Below are 22678 nucleotides of genomic sequence, written 5' to 3'. Positions count from 1 at the left end.
CTCAGGCCACGCCGCGGATGGCGCGCTCGAAAAGGGCGAGTCCATCGCCGGCCGGACGCTCGGGTTGGCTGGTCCACGCGGGGTGCTGGGTCCAGTCGACGAAGCGCTCGGGGTGGGGCATGAGGCCGAACACCCGGCCGGTGGCATCGCACAGGCCCGCAATATCTCCCTGGCTGCCGTTGGGATTGGCAGGGGCGGTGGCACCCGGCGATGTTTGCGGTGCCGCGGTATAGAGCAGGGGGGCATGACCGCCGGCCTGCAGGCGTTGCCACGTATTTTCATCCGCGCAAAGTACACGGCCTTCGCCGTGGGCGATCGGCATTTCGTAGTGGCGGCCCGGATCGAGGAAAACACAACGGTCGTTCGCGGCGCGCAGGTGTACCCAGCGGACCTGGAAGCCCGGTGGAATGTTGGCGGTGATGGTGCAGGCGCGCGGGTGACCTGGCTCCGGCGCGAAAGGAAGCAGCCCCATCTGCACAAGGACTTGGAACCCGTTACAGATCCCGAGAACGAGACGGCCACGGTCAACGAAGGCGCGCAAAGTATCGGACAAATGCCGTTCGAGCTGGTCGGCGAGAATACGGCCGGCGGCGATGTCGTCGCCATAGCTGAAGCCGCCCGGCAGGGTGAGAATCTGGGCGTGATCAAGCAATGCGGGCCGCTCGATGAGTTGCAGGACATGGATGCGTTCAACGGTGGCGCCGGCGAGTTCCCAGGCATGCTGGGTCTCGAGGTCGCAATTCGTGCCAGCGGCACGCAGGACAAACACTCGGGGACTGGGCAAGAGCGATCCACCTTCGCACAGGGTCGGGCACACCCGACCGGCAAACGGCGCCGTGCCGGCACACCATGCGCCGGCCAATGCTGCTGCTGTGTGGGACTGTATCCGCAGCCGTCGCCGGGGCAAGGCGCCGCTGGCCCGCGGACCTTTTTGCCCCACCCAGTTGCGAGTCGCGCGCCATGTGCTAAGATGCTCCATGACTGCAGGGCTCCGGCCGTGCAGCAGCGCCTCGGTAGCTCAGTTGGCAGAGCAGCTGGCTCTTAACCAGCGGGTCCCAGGTTCGAGCCCTGGCCGAGGCATCGAGCGTAACTATCGCCGACTTCGCGAGTTGCGAAGACCCGCCCGACGGGCGGAGCGGCCGTAACCCGGGTTCTGGCGCGCGTAGTACTACTCGCGCCGTAACGGAGAAACGGTCGTGCCGCCCGCTAGTGCTTCCACCTCCAAACCGCGCGTCCCCAAGTACCGCCTCCACAAGGCCAGCGGCCAGGGCTACGTTGTGCTCAACGGCCAGGCCCGCTACTTCGGCCGGGCCGACGACCCCGCCAGCGAGCGCTACCACCAGGTGGTCGCCGCATGGCTCGCGGCCGGGCGACAGGCAGCCGCCGCACCCGAGCAGCTCACCATCCAGGAACTGCTCGCCCGCTCCTGGCGGCACGTCGCCAGCTACTACGTGCATCCCGATGGCCGCCCTACCACCCAGCAGAGCGCCATCCGGCTGCGGCACTACTACTGTGCCGCGGCGTGAACTGGTTCTCAAAGAGCGCCGTGTGCTCTTTAGAAATGAACCGGGGATGATGCTACACTGAGACTCTTCAATCGCAGCGCGAATTCGTATCGCTTGCCGTCGAGCACGGTCCTGAGATCGAGACGCACCAGATATCCGGGCACGTTGCTGGCGGTGCAGATCTCGGCGCGGATGTTGTCACCCCAGAAGTCGAACTCGCCCGGCACGGCAATCCGTGTAACGTCGCACTTGGTTCGTTCGCCCACGATCGGGATCTCAACCTGCCTGACCCGGGCCACATCCGCGGCCGGATGCGTGATCGGATGGTCCTGCGGATCGATATTGGCCATCACGATCGAGCGCTGCGTGATCTGGATTTCAACCGGTCGCTGGCCATTGATCGTCAGGTCGTGCTTGATGATGGCGCTGTCAACGGTTTTCGAGATGAGCGTGGTCTTGACGCGACAGACATCCGTACGGCCATCGCGCGTGCAAGTGCCCTCCAAGAGCGCCCACGAGCCGGGGGGGAACGCCGCCCAGCACTGATAATCCGGATTGCGAACTGTGCCCTGCGGAGGGTAACCGTCCGCCTGGCTTGTGGGGGCCGCGAAAACCAGCGGCGCGACGAACGCCCGAACGAACGGCTCGCTGAGGGCGTCGAGGTGGCCGCCGACGTGCCCGATGCTCCGAAACGACGGATTCCACTGCACTTCGACCACCTTGCTGTACTGATGCGCCGTCTCCGGTCGCGGATTCGCGGGCAGGATCGCGCCGGACACGCCGGTGACATGGTTGCTGGCCGCACCACGATCCGCCGGTCCGCTGATTGGTAGAAGGACGGTCAGGATGACGTCGCGATCGGAGGTGAAGACATACATGTTCTGCCGCACCCGCATCAGCGCCACGGTCAAGTCGTAGTCGGCGCTCAAGGAGCCGGAGAGCAGGATCACGTTCTCGATGATTGGCCGCTCAGGCAGGGCTTCCAGCGCAAAGACCGCAATTGCCGTGCCCGCGGAGTGTCCAACCAAGGTGATCGGTGTGTTCGGGTGAGTCTGCTGAAACGCAACGATCTTCCGGGCCAGCTGGGCCGCCTTGGCACGCTTGTATTCGTTGCTGGCGAGTTGGTCCGGCGCGACGCCCAGGCCCGTCTGCCATGTGAACATCTCTCCCCAGCCGGGGTAACCCGCCGTGCGTAGTCCGTCGCGAACTCCGGATGCCCAGTTGCTCAGCGGGCGGCCACCGCCGGCACCGTCAAGATAATAGACGTAACCGCGCTCACATCGCGCCGGAATGTCGGTTGGAGTGGTGGCGCACCCTGCGAGAACCGTAATCGCACTTATCGCGACTACACTCCTGACACACTGGAGCCACGCTGTAGTCGTGTGCGTCTTGACGGCTCCGGCGATGCACTCCGCGGCTGAGCTCATTGAGGCCATCGCCATCGCTACTCTCCGAGGCGGAAGCGCTTCCAATGGTGCTTGCAGAGTCACACGAACCGGTTCTGCCGCTCACCGCAGCACGTTCGCAACCAGCAGCACCGCCAGTGCCATGGTCGTCAGGCAGAAGAAGATCGGAAACACCCAGCGCATCGGCAGACTCGCGGTGATGCCGCGCGGCGGCTCGATCATTCCGACAAGCGAGCCCATTCCGTTCTGGGTGACCACGCGTTGGAGGTTCGCGATGGAGTGCCGCAGTTCGGCCACCAGCCGAATGCTGGACATCAGCGAAGCGAGCGAGAACATCACCAGCACGAGGAACCCGGTGCACGTCAGCAACTTGTTCGCCGATGTGCCGACGTCCCGCTGGAGAAGCGCAAGGCCGCCGGCGACGACGGCCGTGTACGCGTTGGTGAACCAGATGCGCTCGTTGCGGATGTGCCGGACGTTCTCCCAGGCCTGGACGAACGCGGCTGATGCCACGTGTGGTTCCGTCGCGAGCGAGTTGGCGGTTCCTTGAGCGATCGGCGTCATCGGGTGTGTACTCCGCTTGGGGTGTCGGCCGCTTTGTCGGGAATCGCCATCACTGGGGCGCCACCTGCAGTTGAACCGGCTCACTGGAGCGCTGCGGCTTCCGAACGAACCAGCGAACGACGTAGTAGAAGACCGGCGTCAGGTAGATGCCGAACAGGGTCACGCCGATCATGCCGGCGAACACCGCCATGCCCAGCGTCTGCCGCATCTCGGCGCCGGCGCCTTGCGCGATGACCAGCGGGAACACGCCCAGGATGAACGCGAAGCTGGTCATGAGGATCGGGCGCAGCCGCACGCAGGCGGCGTCGACGGCCGCATCGAAGCGGCTGGCCCCCTGGACCTCCTGGTCACGGGCGAACTCGACGATCAGGATCGCGTTCTTGGCCGCCAGGCCGACGAGCACGACGAAGCCGACCTGGACGAAGATGTTGACGTCCATGCCGGCCAGGAACAGCCCCACCAGCGCGCTTAGCAGGCACATGGGCACGACCAGAATCACCGCCCACGGCAACGACCACCCCTCGTACAGCCCGGCGAGCACGAAGTAGACGAGGATCACGCCGAGCGCGAACGCGCTGAAGGGATTCTTCTGCAGGTCACGGAACTGCTCGAGCCTGCTGGCCTCCTTCTGGAGGTAGCTCACTTCGGTCCACTCCGTGGCCATGTTGCGCGGCAGGTCGCGGGCGAGCCGCTCCATCATTGCCAGCGCGTCGCCCATGCTGGTCCCGGGCAACGGCGTTCCGGTGATCGCGGCGGCCGGGAACATGTTGTAGCGCGTAACCTGGACCGGCCCGGTGGAATCACGCACCTCGGCCAGCGCGCCCAGCGGTACCATGTCGCCGTCGAGGTTGCGGACCTTGAGCTGCCGAATCATCTCCGCATCAGTGCGGAACGGCGCATCGGCCTGTACGTTGACCTGCCAGGTGCGACCGAAGCGGTTGAAGTCGTTGACGTAGTAGCTGCCGAGGTAGGCCTGGAGCGCGTCGAACACGTCGTTGAGCGGTACGCCCATCGACTTGACCTTCTCGCGGTCGATGTCCACATAGAGCTGGGGCGTGCGGGCGCGGAAGCTGTTGAACAGCCCGACCAGGCCGGGCTGCTGGTTGCCCTTGGCGGCCAATTCGTCGGCGCGGGTCTGCAGCTCGTCGAAGTCCACGTCGCCGATACCTTCCAGCATCAGTTTGAAGCCGGCGGACTTCGCGAGGCCCGAGATCGGCGGTGCACCGAAGACCAGCGCCTGAGCCTCCGGTACCTCGCGCGCCAGGCGTTCGCGGATTCGTGCCGCGACGGCCTCGGCGCCGAGCGTGTGATCGAGGCGTTCGTCGAACGGCTTGAGGATGACGAACACGTTGCTGTAGTTGGAGCTGTTGGCGTTCAGGACATACGACATGCCCGGCAGTGCCAGCGTGTGGGCAACGCCCGGCGTCTCCAGCGCGATCCGTTCGACTGCGTCGGTTGCAGCGAGCGTTCGCTCCAGCGAGGCCGAGTCGGGCAACACGACGTTCGTCACCAGATAGCCCTTGTCCTGCATGGGGATGAACCCGGTAGGGATGCGGCTGAACCCGAAGCCGGTTAGGCCGATCATCCCAATGTAGATCAGGAGCACGACAGCGCTGAGGCGGAGGGACCAGCCCACAGTCGTGCCGTAGGCCCGCGTCGCCCGCTCAAAGAGCCAGTTGAACCCGCGGAAGAGACGACCCAGCACCCAGTTCACGGGGCGGATCAGGAGTCGGCCGAGCAGGCCGCCGGCGACGGCGCCTGGGAGGAACAGGAGCAGGTTCGCGCCCAAGGCTCGCAGACTTGCACCCAAGCCACCGGGCGCCGCCTCGCCACCGTGTTCATCGGTTGGCAGCCCAAGCCACAGGCCGAGGACCGGCGCGAGCAGCCACATCGACGCCAGTCCGCCGAACAGGGCGAAGCTCCACCACGGCAATGCCTCCTTGCCCTCGTCCCCGTGGTGCCCGGGTTTGCGGTTGCGGAAGAACAACACGGCCAGCGCCGGAGTCATCGTCATGGCGTTGACGGCCGAGATGATCATGGACACCGAGATGGTGACGGCGAACTGTCGGAAAAACTGCCCGACCAGCCCGCTGAGGAACGCGCTGGGCAGCAACACCGAGCTGAGCACGAGCGTGATGGCCAGGATCGGCCCGCTGATCTCCTTCATGGCGTCGATCGTGGCCTCGCGGACGGGTTTGCCCAGCTCGAGGTGGCGTTCGATGTTCTCCAGCACGACGATGGCGTCGTCAACCACGATGCCGATCGCGAGCACCAGCCCGAACAGGGTCAGGTTGTTCAGCGTGAAGCCCATCACGCTCATGACAGCAAACGTGCCGACCAGCGACACGATCACGCCGATCATGGGTAGTAGGACGGATTTCCAGTCCTGGAGGAACACCAGCACGACTATGGTCACCAGGATGATGGCTTCGATGAGCGTGTGGAACACCTGAGTGACCGATTCGCGGATGAAGGGCGTGGTGTCGTAGACGATGGTATACTTCAGCCCGGGCGGGAAGCGCGTTTCCAGCTCCCGCATCGCGGCCTTGATGCGATCGGCGGTGTCCAGCGCATTCGAGCCCGGCAGCAGGTAGATGGCCAGGCCCGACGACGGCCGGCGGTCCAGCCGCGCGATGAGGTCCTCGCTTCGCGCGCCCATTTCGACCCGGCCGACTTCTCGGAGGTAGGTGATCTCTCCCTTGGTGTCCGTCTTGACGACGATGTCGGCGAACTCCTCCGGCTCAACCAGTCGGCCGAGCGTACTGAGCGTGAGCTGGAAGTCCTGGCCCGTGGGCACGGGCGGCTGGCCGATCCGCCCCGCGGCCACCTGCACGTTCTGCTCGCGCAGCACACGGATCACATCGCCGACGGTCATGCCCCGCGCTTGGAGCTCGTCCGGGTCCAGCCAGACGCGCATGCTGTAGTCCTGCTGGCCCATGACGAACGCGTCGCCGACGCCCTCGATGCGGGCGATCGCGTCCTTGAGCTGAATGGTGGTGTAATTGCTCAGGTAGAGCTGGTTGTAGAACGGCTGACCGGTTTCCGGGTTGTCTTCGGAGTAGACGCTGACGCACAGCAGAATGTCCGCCGCCTGCTTCTTCGTGGTCACGCCGATGTTCTTGACCACTTCGGGAAGCGAGGACTGGGCGATGGCCACGCGGTTCTGCACCAGCACCTGGGCCATGTTGATGTCGGTGCCGATCTCGAACGTCACGTCCAGCGTGTACGAGCCGTCGTTGTTGCTCTGCGACGACATGTACATCATCCGCTCGACGCCGTTCACCTGCTGCTCAATTGGGGCGGCGACCGTGTCGGCCACTACTTGGGCGTTGGCCCCGGGGTAATAAGCGCTGACGCGGATCATCGGTGGCGTGACGTCGGGGTACTCCGCGACGGGCAACAGGCCCGCCGCGATGCCCCCGAGCAGGACGATCACGATCGAGATCACGCAGGCCAGGACCGGGCGGTTGATGAAGAACCGGGCGAGCATGGTCTACTCCTTTGAGCTTGCCTCTTGGGGGTTGGATGCGAGACTCGTCGGCCGCGTGTTGGCATGGGCATTACTGCCGGCGGAAGTCGCCATCTCTACTAGCTGCGGCGCGACGGACTGTCCCGGGCGGACGTGCAACAGGCCATTCACCACCACGCGATCAACGGCCCTAAGTCCGTCGATGATCTCGCGCAGACCATCGTGAAGCCCGCCAAGATGCACCGGGCGGACGGCAACCCTGTTGTCGGCCCCTACGACGAAGACAATCTTCTGGCCCTGATCGGTGCCGAGCGCACGCTCGGATACCAACAGGGCTTGGTGCGGCGTGGAGACCGGCACCCTGACCCGGGCGAAATAGCCCGGCGACAGTGCGCCGTCCGCATTCGGGAGTACGCCACGCACGCGCAGAGTCCCAGTCCTCGGATTGACCTGGTTGTCCACAAAGTTGATCGTGCCGTGGTGGGGGAATCCGTTCTCGGTCGCCAGGCCCAGCCAAATAGGGACTTCCGCTTCCTCATTCGACGCGAGCTTGCCCTCGCGGATCAGTTGCTTGATGCGCTGAACGGTGCGCTCATCTACGTCGAAGTTGGCGTAGATCGGGTCCACCGAAACAACGGTGGTCAGGAGTGTGCCGCTGCCCGTCCCCCCCGTAACGAGATTGCCCATCGTGACATGCTGGTAGCTGATCCGCCCCGAGATCGGCGCGACGACGTGACACCACTCCACGTTCAGTCGCGCTAGCTCGACCGCCGCCGAGGCGGCCGCTTTGGCCGCCCGCGCTTCCTGAAGACGTGCGGACGCCGTGTCGTACTCGAATGCCGTGCGCGAGCCCGCGGGGATACCCTCGATCCGGCTGAATTCAACCTTGGCCAGGTTGAGGTAGGCCGCGGCACGGGCTTCCTCAGCGATGCGGGCCTCCAGTTCCGCCTGGAACGGACGCACGTCGATCTCGACCAGGACATCCCCCTCCTGGACGAAAGTCCCGGCCTCGAACGGCACGGCCACGATCTGCCCGCTCACACGCGCCCGCACCTCGGCGGATTCGACAGCGGCGACTCGAGCGGTGAATTCCGTATAGTCGGTGATTTCGCGCTCTACGGGGTGGCTGACGCTGACGACCGGCGGTGGTGAGGGTGAAGCGACTTCCTCCTGATGACGGCAGCCCACAGACCAAGCCAGGCCCGCAAGCGCTGCGACGGGCAGGATGTAGCGCACAACCGGAGAAGGTTGAGCCCTACGTACGGATGAACGGGTACTCTGCATCGGACTTCCTCACTTTCAGGGTCCAGGAGTTGCGGCCGGAGCGGGCTTCACCAGGCCACGGATCGCCGACGCGCATTCGTTCTTGGCGGGCGACTCCACGGCGGTTGAATTCCTTCGTATGGGATGCCAATGGGCAACGGCCGTTCCAGCGCCAGAATCGCCGGCCAGTTTTTTCCTAACCTATTCCCGCCAAGAAACTTACGGTTTGCGGCGTCGTAAAGGCACGCATATCATGTCAGTGGCGCATTGCCGACAGGTTGACACCCGCGCCGGTATGTTGGCGCGCCGGTTGGGACGCGAGGCACCAAGCTTGGCCCATCGTCAAGCTCATTGATTGCCGAGACACTTCCCGCGCAGGCGGGTGCCAGGCCCAGGTCGCCGTCGGCGCGCCCCAACTCGACACGGGCCGGCACTCGCACGATTGGTTGCAGCGGCAGGTCCCGCTCAGGTGTCATCCCCAAGAGGTGAAGTTTGGCCATCTTATTCAGCGGGTGCGCAATGCGGGCGGTGCGCCGAGAACGGGACCGGCTGGAGCCAGCAGCGCGCCCGGACACGCGCACACTCAATGGACGTCACGCCGGGCGGCCGTTCACCCCTGACACCATCAACGCTTCGGACGGGCCTCGCCTTGCTTCGCTTGAGACCGGGAGCACTCGCTATTCGTGCTCGCCATCGGACGATCTCTCGCGCGCCACACCCGAGCTCCATGCGCGTTCGGTGCCCGGTGTCGCAAGAGAGATGCTCACGCTCGGGGCCGGGCGCAGGTCCGTCTCCAGACATGCGAGAATGCGTTGGAGACCTTCGCTCCAGCCGTGAGCCAACCTGTCGGGTTCGTGGCTGCCGAGTGAAATGTGCTCGGAGTACGCTTGATCGAACACGACGCTAGTACGGGCACCTTCCTCCGCCAGTACGAAGAAGTGGATGGCCACAACGGCCGTTGGATTGGACGCGTCTGTATAATCGCCGTAGAGACCGGTGACCACGGCCTCCAGTACGAGGTCGTGGTCGGCCGCGCTTGTTCCGTGACAGGTCGCGCGAAAGACACCGCTCTCGCCCAACCAGGAGATGGCCTGATCCGTGATCAGCGCAGCGGGTGGCGCAATGAATTCGTGGTAATAGTCGCGCGTGAACTCGGATTCCCCGAGCTTGTACACGAACTGCTGCTGGTGGTAGGGCGGCGCGACGCGGAATTGTCGAACGCGCATCGTAGCGACGGTGGGTTGCCGCAATGGCTCGGGGCGCTGTGCGATATCCAGTGCGAAGCACCGCTTCGCCGGGTACGGGCGATTGAACGCCGCACAGCCCGCCAGCGCGGCCATCATGGCGCTGAGTCCAGCCAGAACGATTAGCCGTTGGGATGCAGGCATGGTTATTGTCCTCGTTTGAGTGTGATGCGCGGCGGCGCATCACCGAATAGGATGCGGGCTGGGTAGTCCTTGGCTTCGCCGGTCAGCCGCGTTAGGTCTTCGGAAGCGACCCGCAGGTTCTCGATGATGATTTGGAGGTTCGGTTGCTCCTCGCGCAGAAGTTCATCGATGGTCTTGAGCGTGCCGCGCAGGCGGGCCATGGTCGCCGGAAGCTGTTCGGCGGTGCCAGCGACCTGGGTGAGAATTGTCTCGACGCGCTGGTCGTTCAGCAGGTTATCCACTCGTCCAGCGGCACTGCGCAGACTCTTCAGGGCGCTCTGTGCGTCGTCTTTGGAGTGGTCCACAACCTCGCGCAGTCCCGCCATGGTGGCGCCGGCGTCATCGATAGCTTTCTCCAGCGCCGGCTTGGCGAGCAGTTGATGGAGCTTCGCATTGCTGTCGCGCAATTCGTCCAGCAGCGCGATCACGCGCTGCTGCACTTCATCGATATGGACCTGCTGGATCGTTTTGTTGGCGTTATCCAGAAAGGCACCCAGATCCTCGCCGAGCTGCACGATGTCGACCTGACCCAGCTCGCGCATGGACTTCTCCAGCGAAGCAACCATCGCTCCGAAGGAACTGGGCGCGGACGGCACATAGAGATTGTGTGGTGTCCACGGAACCTCGATGGCGGGAAAATCCCGCGGGTCGAGGAGTTCGGCGGTGAGGAAAGCCGTGCCGGTCAGTCCGGCCGCAGCTAGCCGCATGCGCAACCCTTGCCCGACCGCTTCTTCAATGTGGCTGGTGATTTGCTCGCGGGTCATTCCGGGGAAGGCCTTGAGGTCGATGCCGAACAGCACGCGCACGTACATACGCTCGTCGACGGATGCACTGTCCGGCGCACCGTACTCGGCACCAACGAACGTGATGCGCTGCACCACGCCGACCGGCACACCGCGATACTTCACGGGCGCGCCGACATCCAGACCCTGCACCGCATCCTTGAAGTAGGTTTCCACCTGAATGCGATCGACGAAGTACTCGCCCGCGCCCAGGTACACCACGGACACAACGAGCGCCAGGCTTCCCCCAATGACGAACAGCCCCAGCCGGAAGTAACCAGTCTTGACGCTCATGAGTAGTCTCCGGTGACCTGCAAACCGCTGGATTCACTTTGCGCAGGCGCAAGGTGGGTCGCGGTTGGAGGTCGACGCGTGAGAAAGGCGCGCACCCACTCGTTGGGGCAGTGATCACGCAGTTCAGCCGGCGGCCCCAGCGCCACCATGGTCTTTGTGGTCGCATCCAAAATGGCGGCTCGGTCGGCGATGCCAAAGATGCTCGGCAACTCGTGCGACACGATGACGAAAGTGGTGTGCAGCAGCCGGGCCAGGCGCAGAATCAGGCCGTCGAGTTCCGCGGACGTGATCGGATCGAGCCCGGCCGACGGCTCGTCGAGAAACACGATCTGCGGATCAAGCGCGATGGCCCGGGCGAGCGCGGCGCGCTTGGTCATCCCGCCGCTGAGTTCCGCCGGGAGTTTGTGGACCGCGTCCTCCAGTCCAACCAGCTTCAGCTTGGAAACCGCGATCATGTCGATGGCGTCGGCCGGGAGGTCCGTATGTTCTTCCAGCGGCAGACGCACATTCTCGAGCACCGTGAGCGAGCCAAACAGGGCCCCGCCCTGGTAGGCCACGCCAATGCTGCGCAGGATGCGGTGACGCTCCGCACCGGTGGCCCGACCGATGTCGCAGCCATCGATCAGAATTCGGCCGCCAGCCGGCTCGTACAAGCCGATCATGTGCTTGAGGAGAGTGGTCTTGCCGCAACCCGAACCGCCGGCAATCACGAACACCTCGCCCCGCCGGATCTCCAGCGTGACACGGTTCAACACCGGCGATCCATCGTATTCGGCGACGAATTCGTCGACCCGGATGATCGGCCCCTCCGCGGAATTTACAGCCCGAGCGTACATCAGATTCCCAGATGGAAGTACGCGGCGCCCAGCAGGTAGTCGGCGGCGATGACCAGAATGATCCCGGCCACCACGGCCCGCGTGGTCGAATCGCCGACCGCCCCTGGGCCCTGCCGGGTGACCAAGCCACGCTGGCAGCCGATGGCGGCAACCAACAACGCGAAAACCAGCATCTTGAAGAGCCCACCCAGTAGGTCGACGTAGTTCACGACCTCCAGCGTCCGCCGGCAGAAGGTCGCCAGCGGATAACCCAGCGTGGCGAATACGGCGTAGCCACCGGCGATACTGATCAGGTCAACGAACACGCATAAGAACGGAAGAACCAGAACCGCCGCCAGCACGCGCGGCACAATGAGAAAGCGCACCGGCGAGAGCCCCATGGTCGTCAGTGCGTCAAGTTCCTCCGTGACTTTCATCGTACCGACTTCGGCCGCAAAGGCCGACCCCGTCCGCCCCGCCGCCAGGATGGCCGTGATCAGCGGACCCAGCTCACGCAGAACAGCGACGGCGATGATGTCGGCGACGTATACGTCGGCGTCCGCCCCGAAGTTCCTCAGCGGAGCCGCCGTCTGGTAGGCCACAATGGCGCCGACGAGGACGCCGAGGAGACCGGCTACGGGCAGCGCGTTGACGCCGACCTTCTCGGCCACCATGCGGACATCTCGCCAGCGGACCTGCCGGGGATGGCTGATTGCCCAGGCGAGTGCAACGGCAACTTCGCCCGTAAAGGTGATCATCTGCGACAAGTCGCGGAGAACCTCGTTCACTGACCGACCGACCCGCACCAGAACGGGCACGGGAGGCGGAGGATCCAGGGCCCGGACCGTTGGATCATCCAGGGAAGCCATCTCGACCAGTGGCGTAAGCTCGTCCGGCAGCCCTTGGATTGTCATTTGGCCGCCGTTGCGGGCTGCAATTCGCCGCAGTTCAATCAGCAGGCCCACCCCGGCTCCGTCGCAATAGTCGACGCCGGATGCATCAATGTGCACCGCGGTAGCGCGCGCCTGCCGAAGCGGTTCGACCACGCGGCCCCAGTTCGCGGCAATGCTGTCCGCATCGAGGCGGCCACGCAGGATGACCCGCGCCTTTTGGCCGGCCGTCGTCTCGACCTCTGCGATGGAGTTGTCCACGTTTCGGCCCTTCATGACGTGCTACCTCACGCCTGTCGCGCTTCAGTGGTCTGTTGCACGGGATTCACAACTGCGACGAGGCACGTTTCATCGTCTTCCGCTGGTCGCCCCCCGCGGAAACGGCGCACAGAATTCACAACGCGGGCCAGCAGGGCCGTGGCCGTACTCGCCGGGGCCCGAAGAACCGCATCCAATCGCTCGTCGCCGAACAGGTCGTGCGTGGCGCACTTGCTCTCGGTGATGCCGTCAGTGAAAAGGACCAGGCGGTCACCGGGTAGAAGCTGCACAGTCTGTTCGGAGTACACGCTTGCCGTGTCGATTCCCAACGGCAACCCGGAGAAGTCGCCGAGCCGTCGGACCTCGTTGCCGCGAGCCAGCCGCGGCGGAGGATGTCCTGCCGCTGCATAGGTCAGTGTTTGGGCCTGCGCGGAGTACAAACCAGCAAATACCGTCACGAATTGGCCCGTGTTGGCCAGGTAACGGGTCGCCAATTGCTGGTTGACGAGCGCCAAGGCAGTACCCGGTGAACTCGCAGCTTCGTCCTGTACGGCGCTGCCGAGTGCATGAACCAGGGCGAGGATCGCCGCGGCGGCCAGACCGTGGCCAGCCACGTCCGCGATGAGAATCGCCCAGCGGTCGGGCCCAATTGGGTGCACATCATAGAAATCGCCGCCCACGCCCTCGGCGTCGGCGTCGGCGAAATGCACGGCCAAGTCAAGACCTGGAACGGCGGGCAATTGTTGCGGCAGAATCGAGCGCTGAATCGCGACGAGCATCTCGCTGTAGTTCGCGAGTTGGCTGCGCGCCTTGCGCAGCTCCTCATGCAGCTCGAGGACGCGATCGACCAGGTTGGCGAACCACTGTCCATCACTCTGGGCCTGGGCCTGGCAGTAGCGTTTGTAGGTCGACATGGCTCGTTCCTGCTGCGCGGCGGACCGCGACTACCCCCTCGTTCACTCGATCTGAAGTCCGATCACGTTCTTCAGCACCTGGGTACTCATGACCTGCTCTCCTTCATGCGGGTCGCCGGCGCTCCAGCCAGGACGCTCGCACTGAGGATTCGATGCATCGGCCGGCGCGCATGGTCGCCGCGCTGAGCGCCATTCCCAGCGAAGCCGCGACCGCCGAGACATGGATCTCGCCGCGGGGGTTGAGCCGCAGCCAAATCCGGCACAGGATTCCCGCGCCACCGCCCGGTCGGTTCTGGTCTTCGAAGGTCACGGCCGCCTGCTCAACCCGCTGCCCCCAGCGGCGCAGGGCACGCCCCAGCCGCAGCTCCACCAACTCCTGCACCACGCCTGATAACGGCACACGCGTCACAACTCGAATATTCATGTTTCGACTCCTGGTGCACTCATTCGCCTGCTCTACGTGACCGCTCCCTGGGCCGGGGAACTGCTCACACCAAACCGATGACTCCATCGGGACGCCCCTGGGCTTTACGGGCGCGCAACTCGACTTCCGCCTGAAGCCAATCAATATCAGCGTTACCCGGCGCGCCACCGCGACTCAGGTAGATCTCGTGGGCACGCCGTCGAATTTCATCCTCGCTGGGGCCGCGGACTCCCATCTCGATGGCGTCGGCGTGCTCCAAGTCACGCACCACCTGCGCCCCGCCGTTCTTGCGTACTCGATTGCCATGTCGCAAAGTCATCGTATATCTCCTCTCGCTTCGGAACTGACCGTTACTCATCGCCGAGGATCTCGGCCACGATGGCCTTCGTCAGGCAGTCACCGGCGATGAACTGCGCTCCTTGCTCGTACATGCGGGCCAACCGCGCCTTCCCCGCGGCATCGACGAATGTCACGTTTGTGAGGTCCACACAGATCGTGGGTTGGCTCGCGCTGTCCATAAGACTGCGCCAGCATCGGTCCAGCTCATGGACCCATGGACCTTCCAGTCTCCCGTCGAGCCGGAAGATCAGATAGCGTGGATTGTCGTTCGCCGTGATTCGCAACATCAAAATCACCTCGGGTAATGGCACTGAGGCCGCGGATCGCCGACTCGTGCACATCTTTGGTCGGCGAGCTCGCAGCCACGCCGGCCCCTACTGCTTGAAGAGTGATGCCTCACGCTCGGATACGCTGATCTGAAGTCCTGGCAGGACGATGTCCCCGGTCAGGCTGCCGATGGCAACCGTTGGATCGGCCTCGGAATCCAGGGTGCCGTCGAACCGCATGCCGCTTCCTTTGGGGGGCACCGAAATGCGGACCCGACTTCCATCGACGCGAACCGAGGCAGATGGACGACTCCAAGTGACTGCCGGCAGGTCAACGAAAACGTACTTCACCTGAGTGAGGTCGCCGTTGGAATCGAACGTGAGGTACCAATGCAGAAGCTGTGAGTTCAAAGGTTCGCTTGGGACCAGTTCCCAGGTGCCTTCCAGCACCGACTCCGGACCCGGCAGCAAGGCGGGGCATCCTCCAAGAATGCCCACCGACAGCACACCGGCTGCGACCAGGACCATCGACCAAACGCGCCATGTTCTCATTCTTGAGTCTCCTTATCTGGCCTGCGACCCTTGACGCTGGACCACCCAGCGGGCGTTCGTCGCATCCATGCGAGCAAAGGCAGAGCACAGGACGTGCCACGCGGATAGTCGCTGAGCGTGTTTCCCCTAAAGGTCGCGGGTACAACAACTTGCGCTTGGCGTTGCCGCGGTGCCGTGCGGTGTGGCAGCGCTCCAGCGCCAACCAGTTGACGCCCGCGCCGGCTGATTGGCGCGCAGTATGGAATGCGAGACGCCGAACCGGGTTCATCCTTGATGAAGTCTTGTGACGCTTGCGGCCGAGGTGGGCTGCCGGGAGGCGCTTCAAACGTTCGGAATTGGGGACATCGTAGGCCAGGTCGACCGAACCATCGTCCATCAACTGCCGCTGCTGTTCCGGCGAAAGGAACTCGAACAACCGTTCCTCAAATTCCTCGTTCGGCAGAACGTCAAGATCGAGGGTCCGCAGCACTCCACCCACGCGAACACGCGGTTTCGCGCCGGTCTTCAGGTGCAAATCGGATGCCCCCAGCTTGGCGACCGCTAGAAGGAAGTTGTCGGTCTCCATCAGGCCTCGCCGGGGGCGGGCATGCGTAACGGATTGCGGCCGTGCGCCCGGTGCTGCCTCACAACACCCGGCGTCGGCACTCGGCGCATGTGCATGATCGTTCATCGTCGGCTCCTGGTTGTTGCACTCCCGCAGGTACGCGCTGATCGGCTGGTCTTTCATGGCGGTGTAGGCGCGCAGCACGGCGCAACCCTCCGCGGCGCCGCAGCACACACCGCGGATGTGCTCGTAGTAGACATAGTCATGAAGGCCGATTTCCGACCGGAGTGGGCATCGCAGGGTGATTCGCGCCGGCGTCTTCTGTCCGCTCCCGCGCACGAAGGCGTGCAGAAAGACCTGGCCCTTGCCAGCCCCACAGCGCATGCGCTCGTTCAAGTTGCCCGCCAGCTCCTCAAGGTTGACACCTTGCTCGTCGCCGGTGAGCGCTGGCGCCAGTCCCGGTGCGGGCGCCCCAACGTCGGCGAGCGCGGCGCGCAGCACGTCAGCGAGTCCCGTGCCGCGCAGCTCGCGGTCCTCAACCGGATGGACGCCCAGTTCCCGCCACAGCGGCAGGAAACGCTGGCCACCGTTGCCGGTCAGCAACACCACCGGCAGCCGCGCGTCCATCCGGCGCAACTGCATCAAGATACGAATCACGCCGGCGATGTCGTTTTTGATCGCGAGCAGGACGACCGCCTGACCATGGCCATGCTCCGACACGAACTTGCCCAAGGAAGCGGCCGAGTCTTGTGGGACAAGCTTGCCGCCGGCCACGGCCACGCAGGCGTCGAGGTACGCGCGCTGCTCGTCGGGCAGCTTGCCGAGCAGTGCGATCGCCGTGGGACAAGACTGGGGGGGTCGCTTGGCCATCGGATGCTCCATTGCACACGCGGTGCTCACGGACTGACTCCCTGATCGTGAACCAAGGCGAACGCGACTCACGTCCTCGCCCCGGGCGGCGGATCCCCATGGCCTGACTCGTGCTCTAGCGCTGTGGATACGGAGTGGGGAAGTCCACTCATCTTCAAGCCCCAGTATCCGAACTCCGACGATGGACCGTCCGGTGCGGCGACACCCGGCAGTGCCACCTATCCATGGAACTTCGGACCTGCAACAACCATGCGGCTCACGGCTTGCGCGCCCTGACCGCGTCACCGTCACGCGGTCGCACTCACCACGCGCTGGCGACACTCCAGCATGGTTCGGAGCTTGCCGATCGCTCGATTCTGAATCTGTCGCACGCGCTCTTTGCTGACTCCCAGCACCCTGCCAACCTCTCGAAGGGTGCGGGGCTCTTCCGGGTCGGCCGTGCCGTAGACGTTCAGAGAGAAGCGGGCGTCCAGAACGCATCTCTCGACCGCGCTGAGATCGGCGGTGTTCTCGAGAAGAACCCTTCGGAGGTTCTGAAGGTCTTCGTTTTCAAGGAAGTCTTCTCTCGGATCCATGCAGAGGCGATGGTGAATGGTCCGCTCACGGCTGGTCTGATAATGGGCACAGTGTCGCGTCCGATTCTTGATGGCTCGTGAGAAGCTTGCGAAGATCGCGCGGCCCGCGTAGGTGCTGAACTTGTGGCCGCGGGAACAGTCGAACTTGTCGACGCAGCTCAGCAGGGCCAGGTTGCCGTCGCTGATGCGTTCGCGCAACTCCACCCCACACGTTCTCGCACGCGACGCAAACGCAACGACCAGGGGGGTGTTAGCGTTCACGATCGTGGCGCGCACCTCCTGCGCAACTCTCGCCCAATGCAGCAGCGCGCGTGCCGCGAATAGCCCGAGGCGCCGATTGCAATTCCGGCGCAGCAGGCAGAATATGCGGTAGCGAGCGTAGTTGAATTGAATGAAATGCCGACGCTCCTGCTCAGGGGTCAGAGTATTCCCCCGACCCGGATGCCGCGCCGCGTTGGCGAGTTGCGGGGTCGGAGTGCCTTCACGATGCTCGTGCGTCACTGGCAAACCGGAGGACTCGCTCATGTCGTCGAAGTCGGGATGCCAAACGTACTCGTAAGGGCGGGACACCAGTTGCTGGAGGTGCTTGCGCTCCGTGCTCGACAGACCTCCCAGGACGCTCTCGTCAGGATACCCGACGGCTGGCTGAATCCGGCGCAGATTGTCGGCACGGCTCACAGTTGCTTCGAGTTGACTACGGACGGCAATCATACTTGTCTCCTTGTTGCCTTACTTGATCTGGCTTTGCGGTGACTCGCAACCTCGAAGTTGCCTCGGTGAATCCTCTCGAGCCCAACGGAGCGCCCAGTCGCGTCCATCTGCGCTCGTCGCTCTCGTGGCCGTCTTGCTTCCATCATGTGCTGATCCGATGTGCAACGGCCGTTCCAACGTTGACGATCGCAGCCCCATTTCTACTAAGACGTTCCGGAGAAAGGAGTTAGTGAGACTTCGATGTGATGGGCCCGCCGTGCGGCGCCCGTGCTTAGGCGCCAATTTCTTGGCGCCTGCGCCGGCGGGTTGGCGCGTTACTCGAGACAAAGAATGCCGAAACGCGTCATCCGTTCATCGGTCTGCTGTCGCGTGGTGTGCACAAGAACACCGCGAACCCGTCTGCTCTCACGCCGAGCCATCAGGGCGTGTACTGGTACTGGGCGAGTCCGGGCAGGCTCAAGGTCGAAGCCAAAGGCAATGAAGCGGTGTACCATTGTCAGAAGTCGATGGAGTGTGATTGCTTCGAATGCTCAAACGGGCAGGAGCCGGAGCAGAGATCTGTGCATTCAAGGCCCCGGGGCAGACTTCGAGTGTGCTGTTTCGCAGTGCGCCCCTGCTTGTTCTCTCTGCCATCAACAGACGGCCGGGCTTCAGTCCTGCTCCCAGAAGGTGACGCGCCCGCTTCTCTTGCTCACGAAGCGCACGCCGCCATCCTGCGAGACCACGACAACCAACGTTCCCGGCAGCACATCGGTCAAGCGATAGGCCGAGCGGTGGCGCGCACCCACATTAGCGGTCTCCTCTTCGGCGACTCGCGCGCCTTCAAGGTCAAGCGCCCGTGCCACGCTCCTGACATCCGGCAGCCGGCCGGAGATCATGGCGCCGAAGCCCAGCAGTTCGTGGCTGTTGCTCAGGACGACGGCGCCGTCGGCCGACGCCAGTCCTGCGATCTGGTGAGCAATCTCGAACAGCGTCTCATCGAGTGTCGCGAGATCCTCATCGGTCGTCGCTTCGAATTCGTGCCAACCGACCGGCCGCGGTACATGCGGGTAGGGCGCGCCGTAGAGCCGGGTAAGCCGATTGAGGATATCAACGATAAGGTCGGGTAACTGAAATGAGGGTCGGCCCTCTTCAAAAACGTATTTGCAGTCAAGGTAGTGGGCATCGTCGGACGAGCTTGCGGCGGCTTTCTCGGGGATGAAGATAATCATGCCGCCGTGGCGCGCGTCGCGCAGCACGGAGATAACACGCTTGAGCATGCGCTCCCCAATCCTGCGCGGCAGCGTGGTGTCGAGCGGTGCCCAATGCTCGCCCCAAGTCTCCCGTGCTCGTTGCCGGGCGACCTCGTGCCGCTTCATGACCGCTTCGTGAATCTGACTGAACTGCGCAGGCAGCCATTGTGATTCGAAGAGGCTGACCCGAGTCCCCGAGAGGCATCCCCCGCGGAGCTTTCCAACCAGCCCGTAGGCCTTGTATACTTCGACATTCCCGGGCGCGTGGACATGAACGACAGGCACTGGCGGCAGTGGCGCCGCGGCGCGCCGGCCGCCTTGGATGTCCCGCAGCCAGCGGGTGCCCGAATGGATCAGCCCCCATATGGACAAGCCGCTTTCCGCTGCTCGATCCGTGTGCACGCCAATGAGCGTCCGCTGTGGATCGGTAGCGACCGCGAGCCGCTGGAGTTCATCGGGATGAAACGGCAGCGGGCGGGCGAAATCAATCCGTTGCACGCAGTCGGGCGGCCGGGCCTCGACGGCGAATAGCTCGGGCGGGGCAAGAGTGGCGCGGAAGGTGACGGGGCGATCCTCCTCGCGCAGCACGCTCGCGTGGTAGCAGGCGGAAAAGAACTCCTCCAGCGTCGCCACATCGGGCAACAAGCCAGTGTCGATCGTGGGATGTACTGTGTTCCAGCGCTCGTGCACGAATAGTGCCAAGTCACGCGGGTAAGAGTACCGGGCACTGGATTGGCAATCTGCCACTGGGGCTTCCGCAACCATATCGGCCTCACGACAGACTCTACGCGCGCCGCCTTGCCCGAGCGAGAAAGCCGATGCCACTGCGCGAGAGGTAACGACTTTGTGCATGGGGGCGCTCACGCAGAGCGCGAGCGCCCCCGGCAACCTCGGCTACATCGTTAGCCAAGGATTCCGCCGAACAGCAGCGCGAGAATCTGGGTAATGAAACCCATGATCGTCTCCGACAGCGTGCTGAAGAGCGAACCGAAGATGCCGTCCATCCAGCTCTCCTTTCGCAGTAACCCTGCCGCCCGTTCTGGCGCGGCCGGCCCGCGGGTTACGCACCCGCGTATTCCGGGTGGCTGATGATCTTCACTAACCGGCCGCTGTTGTGCCTGTATGCGCTGCCTGCACGCCACTCCTTTCCGTACCCGGGCCCATTCATGCGGGTCCCGTTCGTCTGGCAAGGGAGTAGCATGGGCAGCGCCAGCGGCGCATGTGAGGGTCGTATTTTTCTAAGCGGCGCAAGTGGAAGGACTTGGAGGTGACCGTACGGTCGAGGATCTCGCAGCGCGTCAGCGCTCCGGCGTCAACGGCTTGGCGCCCGCGCCAGTAGGTTGACGCGCTAATCAGGCCGGGAGATGCCGAGCTTCTTGATCTTCCAGTGCAGTGTCGAGCGCTTCATCCCGAGTCGGGCTGCAGCCCCATCGGGGCCGCCGAGGACCCAATTCGTGTCACGCAGCGCACGAAGGATGTGCTCGCGCTCGGCGTCGGTCAACGTGAGGGAATCAGTAGCGGTTGTGGCCGCGGCCGGTTGAACTGCCGATTGCAACTCAGCAACGGGCACCTGGAGCGTCGGGCCCTTGGAGAGTATCACGGCGCGCTCGATGATGTTCTGCAGCTCGCGCACATTGCCGGGCCAGGTATAGCGAACCAGGGCATCCATCACCGTGGACGGGATGGTCTCGATCCGCCGACCCATGCGCCGCGCGAAGCCCTGCGTGAAATGGCGGACCAAGCGCGGGATGTCATCCGGACGTTCACGCAAGGGCGGTAGCGTGATCGGGAACACGTTAAGCCGATAGTACAAGTCGCTGCGGAAGCTACCCGCGGTAATCATCTCCGCAAGGTCGCGATTGGTGGCAGCCACGAGGCGCACGTTCACTCGAATCGTCTTCGTGCTGCCGAGGCGCTCGAATTCGTACTCCTGTAGTACGCGCAGCAATTTCGCTTGGAGCTCCAACGGTATATCGCCCACTTCATCAAGGAAGAGTGTTCCCTGATGCGCCAGCTCAAACCGTCCGATCTTCTGGCCGATCGCGCCGGTGAAGGCGCCTCGCTCGTGGCCGAACAACTCGCTTTCGAGCAGCCCCGTGGGGATGGCTGCGCAATTCAACTTGACGAACGTGCGGACCTTGCGCGGGCTCAGATCGTGCACGACTCGGGCGATCAACTCCTTGCCGGTGCCGGTCTCGCCGCGGATAAGCACCGTCGAATCGGTTGGAGCGACCGTCTCGACCTGCTTGAGTATGACGCGTAGCGCCGCGTTCTCGCCGACGATGTCGCCGAAACGGTGCTCGGTGCGCACCTCCTCCTCCAAATAGGCCTTCTCCTTGGCGAGCTTGTCCTTCAACCCCTCGATTTCCTGGAACGCCAGCGCGTTCTCGACCGCCACCGCCACCTGATTGGCGATGAGCTGCAGGAATCCTGTTTCTGCCTCGTCGTACGCGGACGGCCGCTTGGATACAAACACGAGCGTCCCCAGACGCCGTCGGCTGGTTGTCAACGGCAGCCAGAAGAAGCTCTGGACCTCATATTGCTGGACCTGCTCCAACAATCGTGGCCAGCGCAATAGCTCGTCCGCGCGCGAAGCGATGAGGGGTTTTTGCGTCTGCCAGACCAACCCCGCGGGGTCGTCCTCGACGGGAAGGACCAAAACCGCCGCGGGTAGGTCGAGCTTCGGAGTTGCCAAGACGTGCCGGCGCATGGTGTTGGTTGCGGCCTCGTGAAGCGTCAGGGCGAGACCATCGAAGCACACCACCTCCTGGAGCCGGCCTGCTAGCTGGTTGAGCAGCGCCGGCAAACCCCGGTAGGAGACGATTGCTTCCGAAACGGAGAGCAATGCACGGTACCGGTCCTCCGTCGTCTGGCCATCCGAGTGAGCAGTTGACACGATTCGCTCCTATTCGACGACAGTCTCGGTCGACCGCCGCGTGTCTCACACGTGGGCGGACCTTTGTTGCCTGTTCCACTCGGGTGCCCGCAAGCATCATTTCCCGCAGGACTTACAAGCAACCTGACTGGATCCGCCTAGCCGACTATTCTGCCCGTTTGGGCCCGCCAGGGAAAGGACCACTCCCGCGCCGGAATAGGCGGCCGCTGAGAATAAACGGTTGCCCAGAGTGATGTCGTCGGCCGAGGTGGCGTAGATCTAGACCGCCGCCCAGAAGGTCTGGCAAGCATCTATGCCCGCAGCTGCTTCAGCATCCGTGCTCCGATCACGTTCGTGCGCTGCGTCGCGCGTCCGATGGCGCGCTGCGTTGCGCGCCTCCGGACAGATCGGCCTCGACCGCGTCCGCCTGGATCACGACCGCCTGCCCGAACGTGAGACCGGACAGCGGCGAGCCGTCGGCGTCCGTGGTGGGCGGCGTCAGCGTGAACTCGCTGGCGCGGTTCGAGAGCTGCACCGCCGTGAGTCCCGGCGCGCCGGGCGCCTGCACACCCATGGTGTCGACCGTGAAGATCGTGACCGGACCGAATGACATGAGCGTCTCCGTGTCGTGCGAGGGTGAGGCCGCCGCGAACACCGCGGCGCGATTAGCGGTAGCAGGGGTCGAACCTGCAGTGCCGGCGCA

Annotated in this window: 19 protein-coding genes and 1 tRNA gene; 2 read left to right on the top strand and 18 right to left on the bottom strand. The window is 64.1% G+C overall.

Translation table 11 applies throughout. The annotated features are described in order from the left end of the window. Position 1 precedes the first annotated feature (1 nt). Positions 2 to 784, bottom strand: a complete 783-nt coding sequence (locus IPM18_12530; GenBank protein MBK9120409.1) for a phosphoribosylformylglycinamidine synthase subunit PurQ — start codon at positions 782 to 784, stop codon at positions 2 to 4. Between the two features lie 223 nt (positions 785 to 1007). On the opposite strand from IPM18_12530, the gene IPM18_12525 reads away from it, so the two are divergent. Together IPM18_12525 and IPM18_12520 are read left to right on the top strand one after the other, a co-directional pair. Then, a tRNA-Lys gene (locus tag IPM18_12525) sits at positions 1008 to 1080 on the top strand. 116 nt (positions 1081 to 1196) lie between these two features. Then, positions 1197 to 1526: a hypothetical protein gene (locus IPM18_12520; GenBank protein ID MBK9120408.1), complete on the top strand. Its 330-nt coding sequence runs from the start codon at positions 1197 to 1199 to the stop codon at positions 1524 to 1526. A 29-nt stretch (positions 1527 to 1555) separates the two neighbouring features. On the opposite strand, the gene IPM18_12515 is transcribed toward IPM18_12520, so the two are convergent. The 17 genes from IPM18_12515 to IPM18_12435 all read right to left on the bottom strand — a co-directional run bounded on the left by IPM18_12515 (position 1556) and on the right by IPM18_12435 (position 22588). Further along, positions 1556 to 2947 (bottom strand): alpha/beta hydrolase, encoded by a 1392-nt coding sequence (locus IPM18_12515; GenBank protein MBK9120407.1) that lies wholly within the window; start codon positions 2945 to 2947, stop codon positions 1556 to 1558. A 66-nt stretch (positions 2948 to 3013) separates the two neighbouring features. Beyond that, complete coding sequence (locus IPM18_12510; GenBank protein MBK9120406.1) at positions 3014 to 3475, bottom strand: hypothetical protein; 462 nt, start codon at positions 3473 to 3475, stop codon at positions 3014 to 3016. Positions 3476 to 3524: 49 nt separating this feature from the next. Further along, the gene (locus tag IPM18_12505; protein ID MBK9120405.1) at positions 3525 to 6965 is read right to left on the bottom strand and encodes an efflux RND transporter permease subunit; all 3441 of its coding nucleotides are present in this window, start codon (positions 6963 to 6965) and stop codon (positions 3525 to 3527) included. Between the two features lie 3 nt (positions 6966 to 6968). After that, on the bottom strand, positions 6969 to 8228 hold the full coding sequence (locus IPM18_12500) for an efflux RND transporter periplasmic adaptor subunit (protein MBK9120404.1): 1260 nt from the start codon (positions 8226 to 8228) through the stop codon (positions 6969 to 6971). A 656-nt stretch (positions 8229 to 8884) separates the two neighbouring features. Then, on the bottom strand, positions 8885 to 9595 hold the full coding sequence (locus IPM18_12495; protein ID MBK9120403.1) for a hypothetical protein: 711 nt from the start codon (positions 9593 to 9595) through the stop codon (positions 8885 to 8887). A 2-nt stretch (positions 9596 to 9597) separates the two neighbouring features. Next, complete coding sequence (locus IPM18_12490) at positions 9598 to 10710, bottom strand: MCE family protein (protein MBK9120402.1); 1113 nt, start codon at positions 10708 to 10710, stop codon at positions 9598 to 9600. Then, entirely contained in the window at positions 10707 to 11546 is an 840-nt protein-coding gene (locus IPM18_12485; GenBank protein MBK9120401.1) for an ATP-binding cassette domain-containing protein, read from the bottom strand. The genes IPM18_12490 and IPM18_12485 overlap by 4 nt, the downstream gene beginning before the upstream one ends. Then, the gene (locus IPM18_12480) at positions 11546 to 12691 is read right to left on the bottom strand and encodes an ABC transporter permease (protein ID MBK9120400.1); all 1146 of its coding nucleotides are present in this window, start codon (positions 12689 to 12691) and stop codon (positions 11546 to 11548) included. The genes IPM18_12485 and IPM18_12480 overlap by 1 nt, the downstream gene beginning before the upstream one ends. Before the next feature lie 11 nt (positions 12692 to 12702). Further along, complete coding sequence (locus tag IPM18_12475) at positions 12703 to 13587, bottom strand: SpoIIE family protein phosphatase (GenBank protein MBK9120399.1); 885 nt, start codon at positions 13585 to 13587, stop codon at positions 12703 to 12705. Between the two features lie 103 nt (positions 13588 to 13690). Then, on the bottom strand, positions 13691 to 14011 hold the full coding sequence (locus IPM18_12470; GenBank protein ID MBK9120398.1) for a hypothetical protein: 321 nt from the start codon (positions 14009 to 14011) through the stop codon (positions 13691 to 13693). Positions 14012 to 14075: 64 nt separating this feature from the next. Then, a complete protein-coding gene (locus tag IPM18_12465) occupies positions 14076 to 14330 on the bottom strand; it encodes a DUF2934 domain-containing protein (GenBank protein MBK9120397.1) in 255 nt (84 codons plus the stop codon). 31 nt (positions 14331 to 14361) lie between these two features. Beyond that, the gene (locus tag IPM18_12460; protein ID MBK9120396.1) at positions 14362 to 14637 is read right to left on the bottom strand and encodes a hypothetical protein; all 276 of its coding nucleotides are present in this window, start codon (positions 14635 to 14637) and stop codon (positions 14362 to 14364) included. A gap of 310 nt (positions 14638 to 14947) precedes the next feature. Then, complete coding sequence (locus tag IPM18_12455; GenBank protein ID MBK9120395.1) at positions 14948 to 16582, bottom strand: hypothetical protein; 1635 nt, start codon at positions 16580 to 16582, stop codon at positions 14948 to 14950. 287 nt (positions 16583 to 16869) lie between these two features. Then, a complete protein-coding gene (locus IPM18_12450) occupies positions 16870 to 17868 on the bottom strand; it encodes a sigma-70 family RNA polymerase sigma factor (protein MBK9120394.1) in 999 nt (332 codons plus the stop codon). A 650-nt stretch (positions 17869 to 18518) separates the two neighbouring features. Next, positions 18519 to 19847, bottom strand: coding sequence for a DNA integrity scanning protein DisA nucleotide-binding domain protein (locus IPM18_12445; protein ID MBK9120393.1), 1329 nt, complete (start codon positions 19845 to 19847; stop codon positions 18519 to 18521). Positions 19848 to 20448: 601 nt separating this feature from the next. Then, positions 20449 to 21810, bottom strand: coding sequence for a sigma 54-interacting transcriptional regulator (locus IPM18_12440; GenBank protein ID MBK9120392.1), 1362 nt, complete (start codon positions 21808 to 21810; stop codon positions 20449 to 20451). A gap of 511 nt (positions 21811 to 22321) precedes the next feature. Beyond that, entirely contained in the window at positions 22322 to 22588 is a 267-nt protein-coding gene (locus tag IPM18_12435) for a hypothetical protein (protein MBK9120391.1), read from the bottom strand. Positions 22589 to 22678: the final 90 nt, after the last annotated feature.

This window comes from Phycisphaerales bacterium (assembly GCA_016716475.1).
Lineage (GTDB): Bacteria > Planctomycetota > Phycisphaerae > UBA1845 > Fen-1342 > JADJWG01.
Note: the sequence above shows the minus strand (reverse complement) of the source record. Positions and strands in the feature narration are given on the sequence as shown.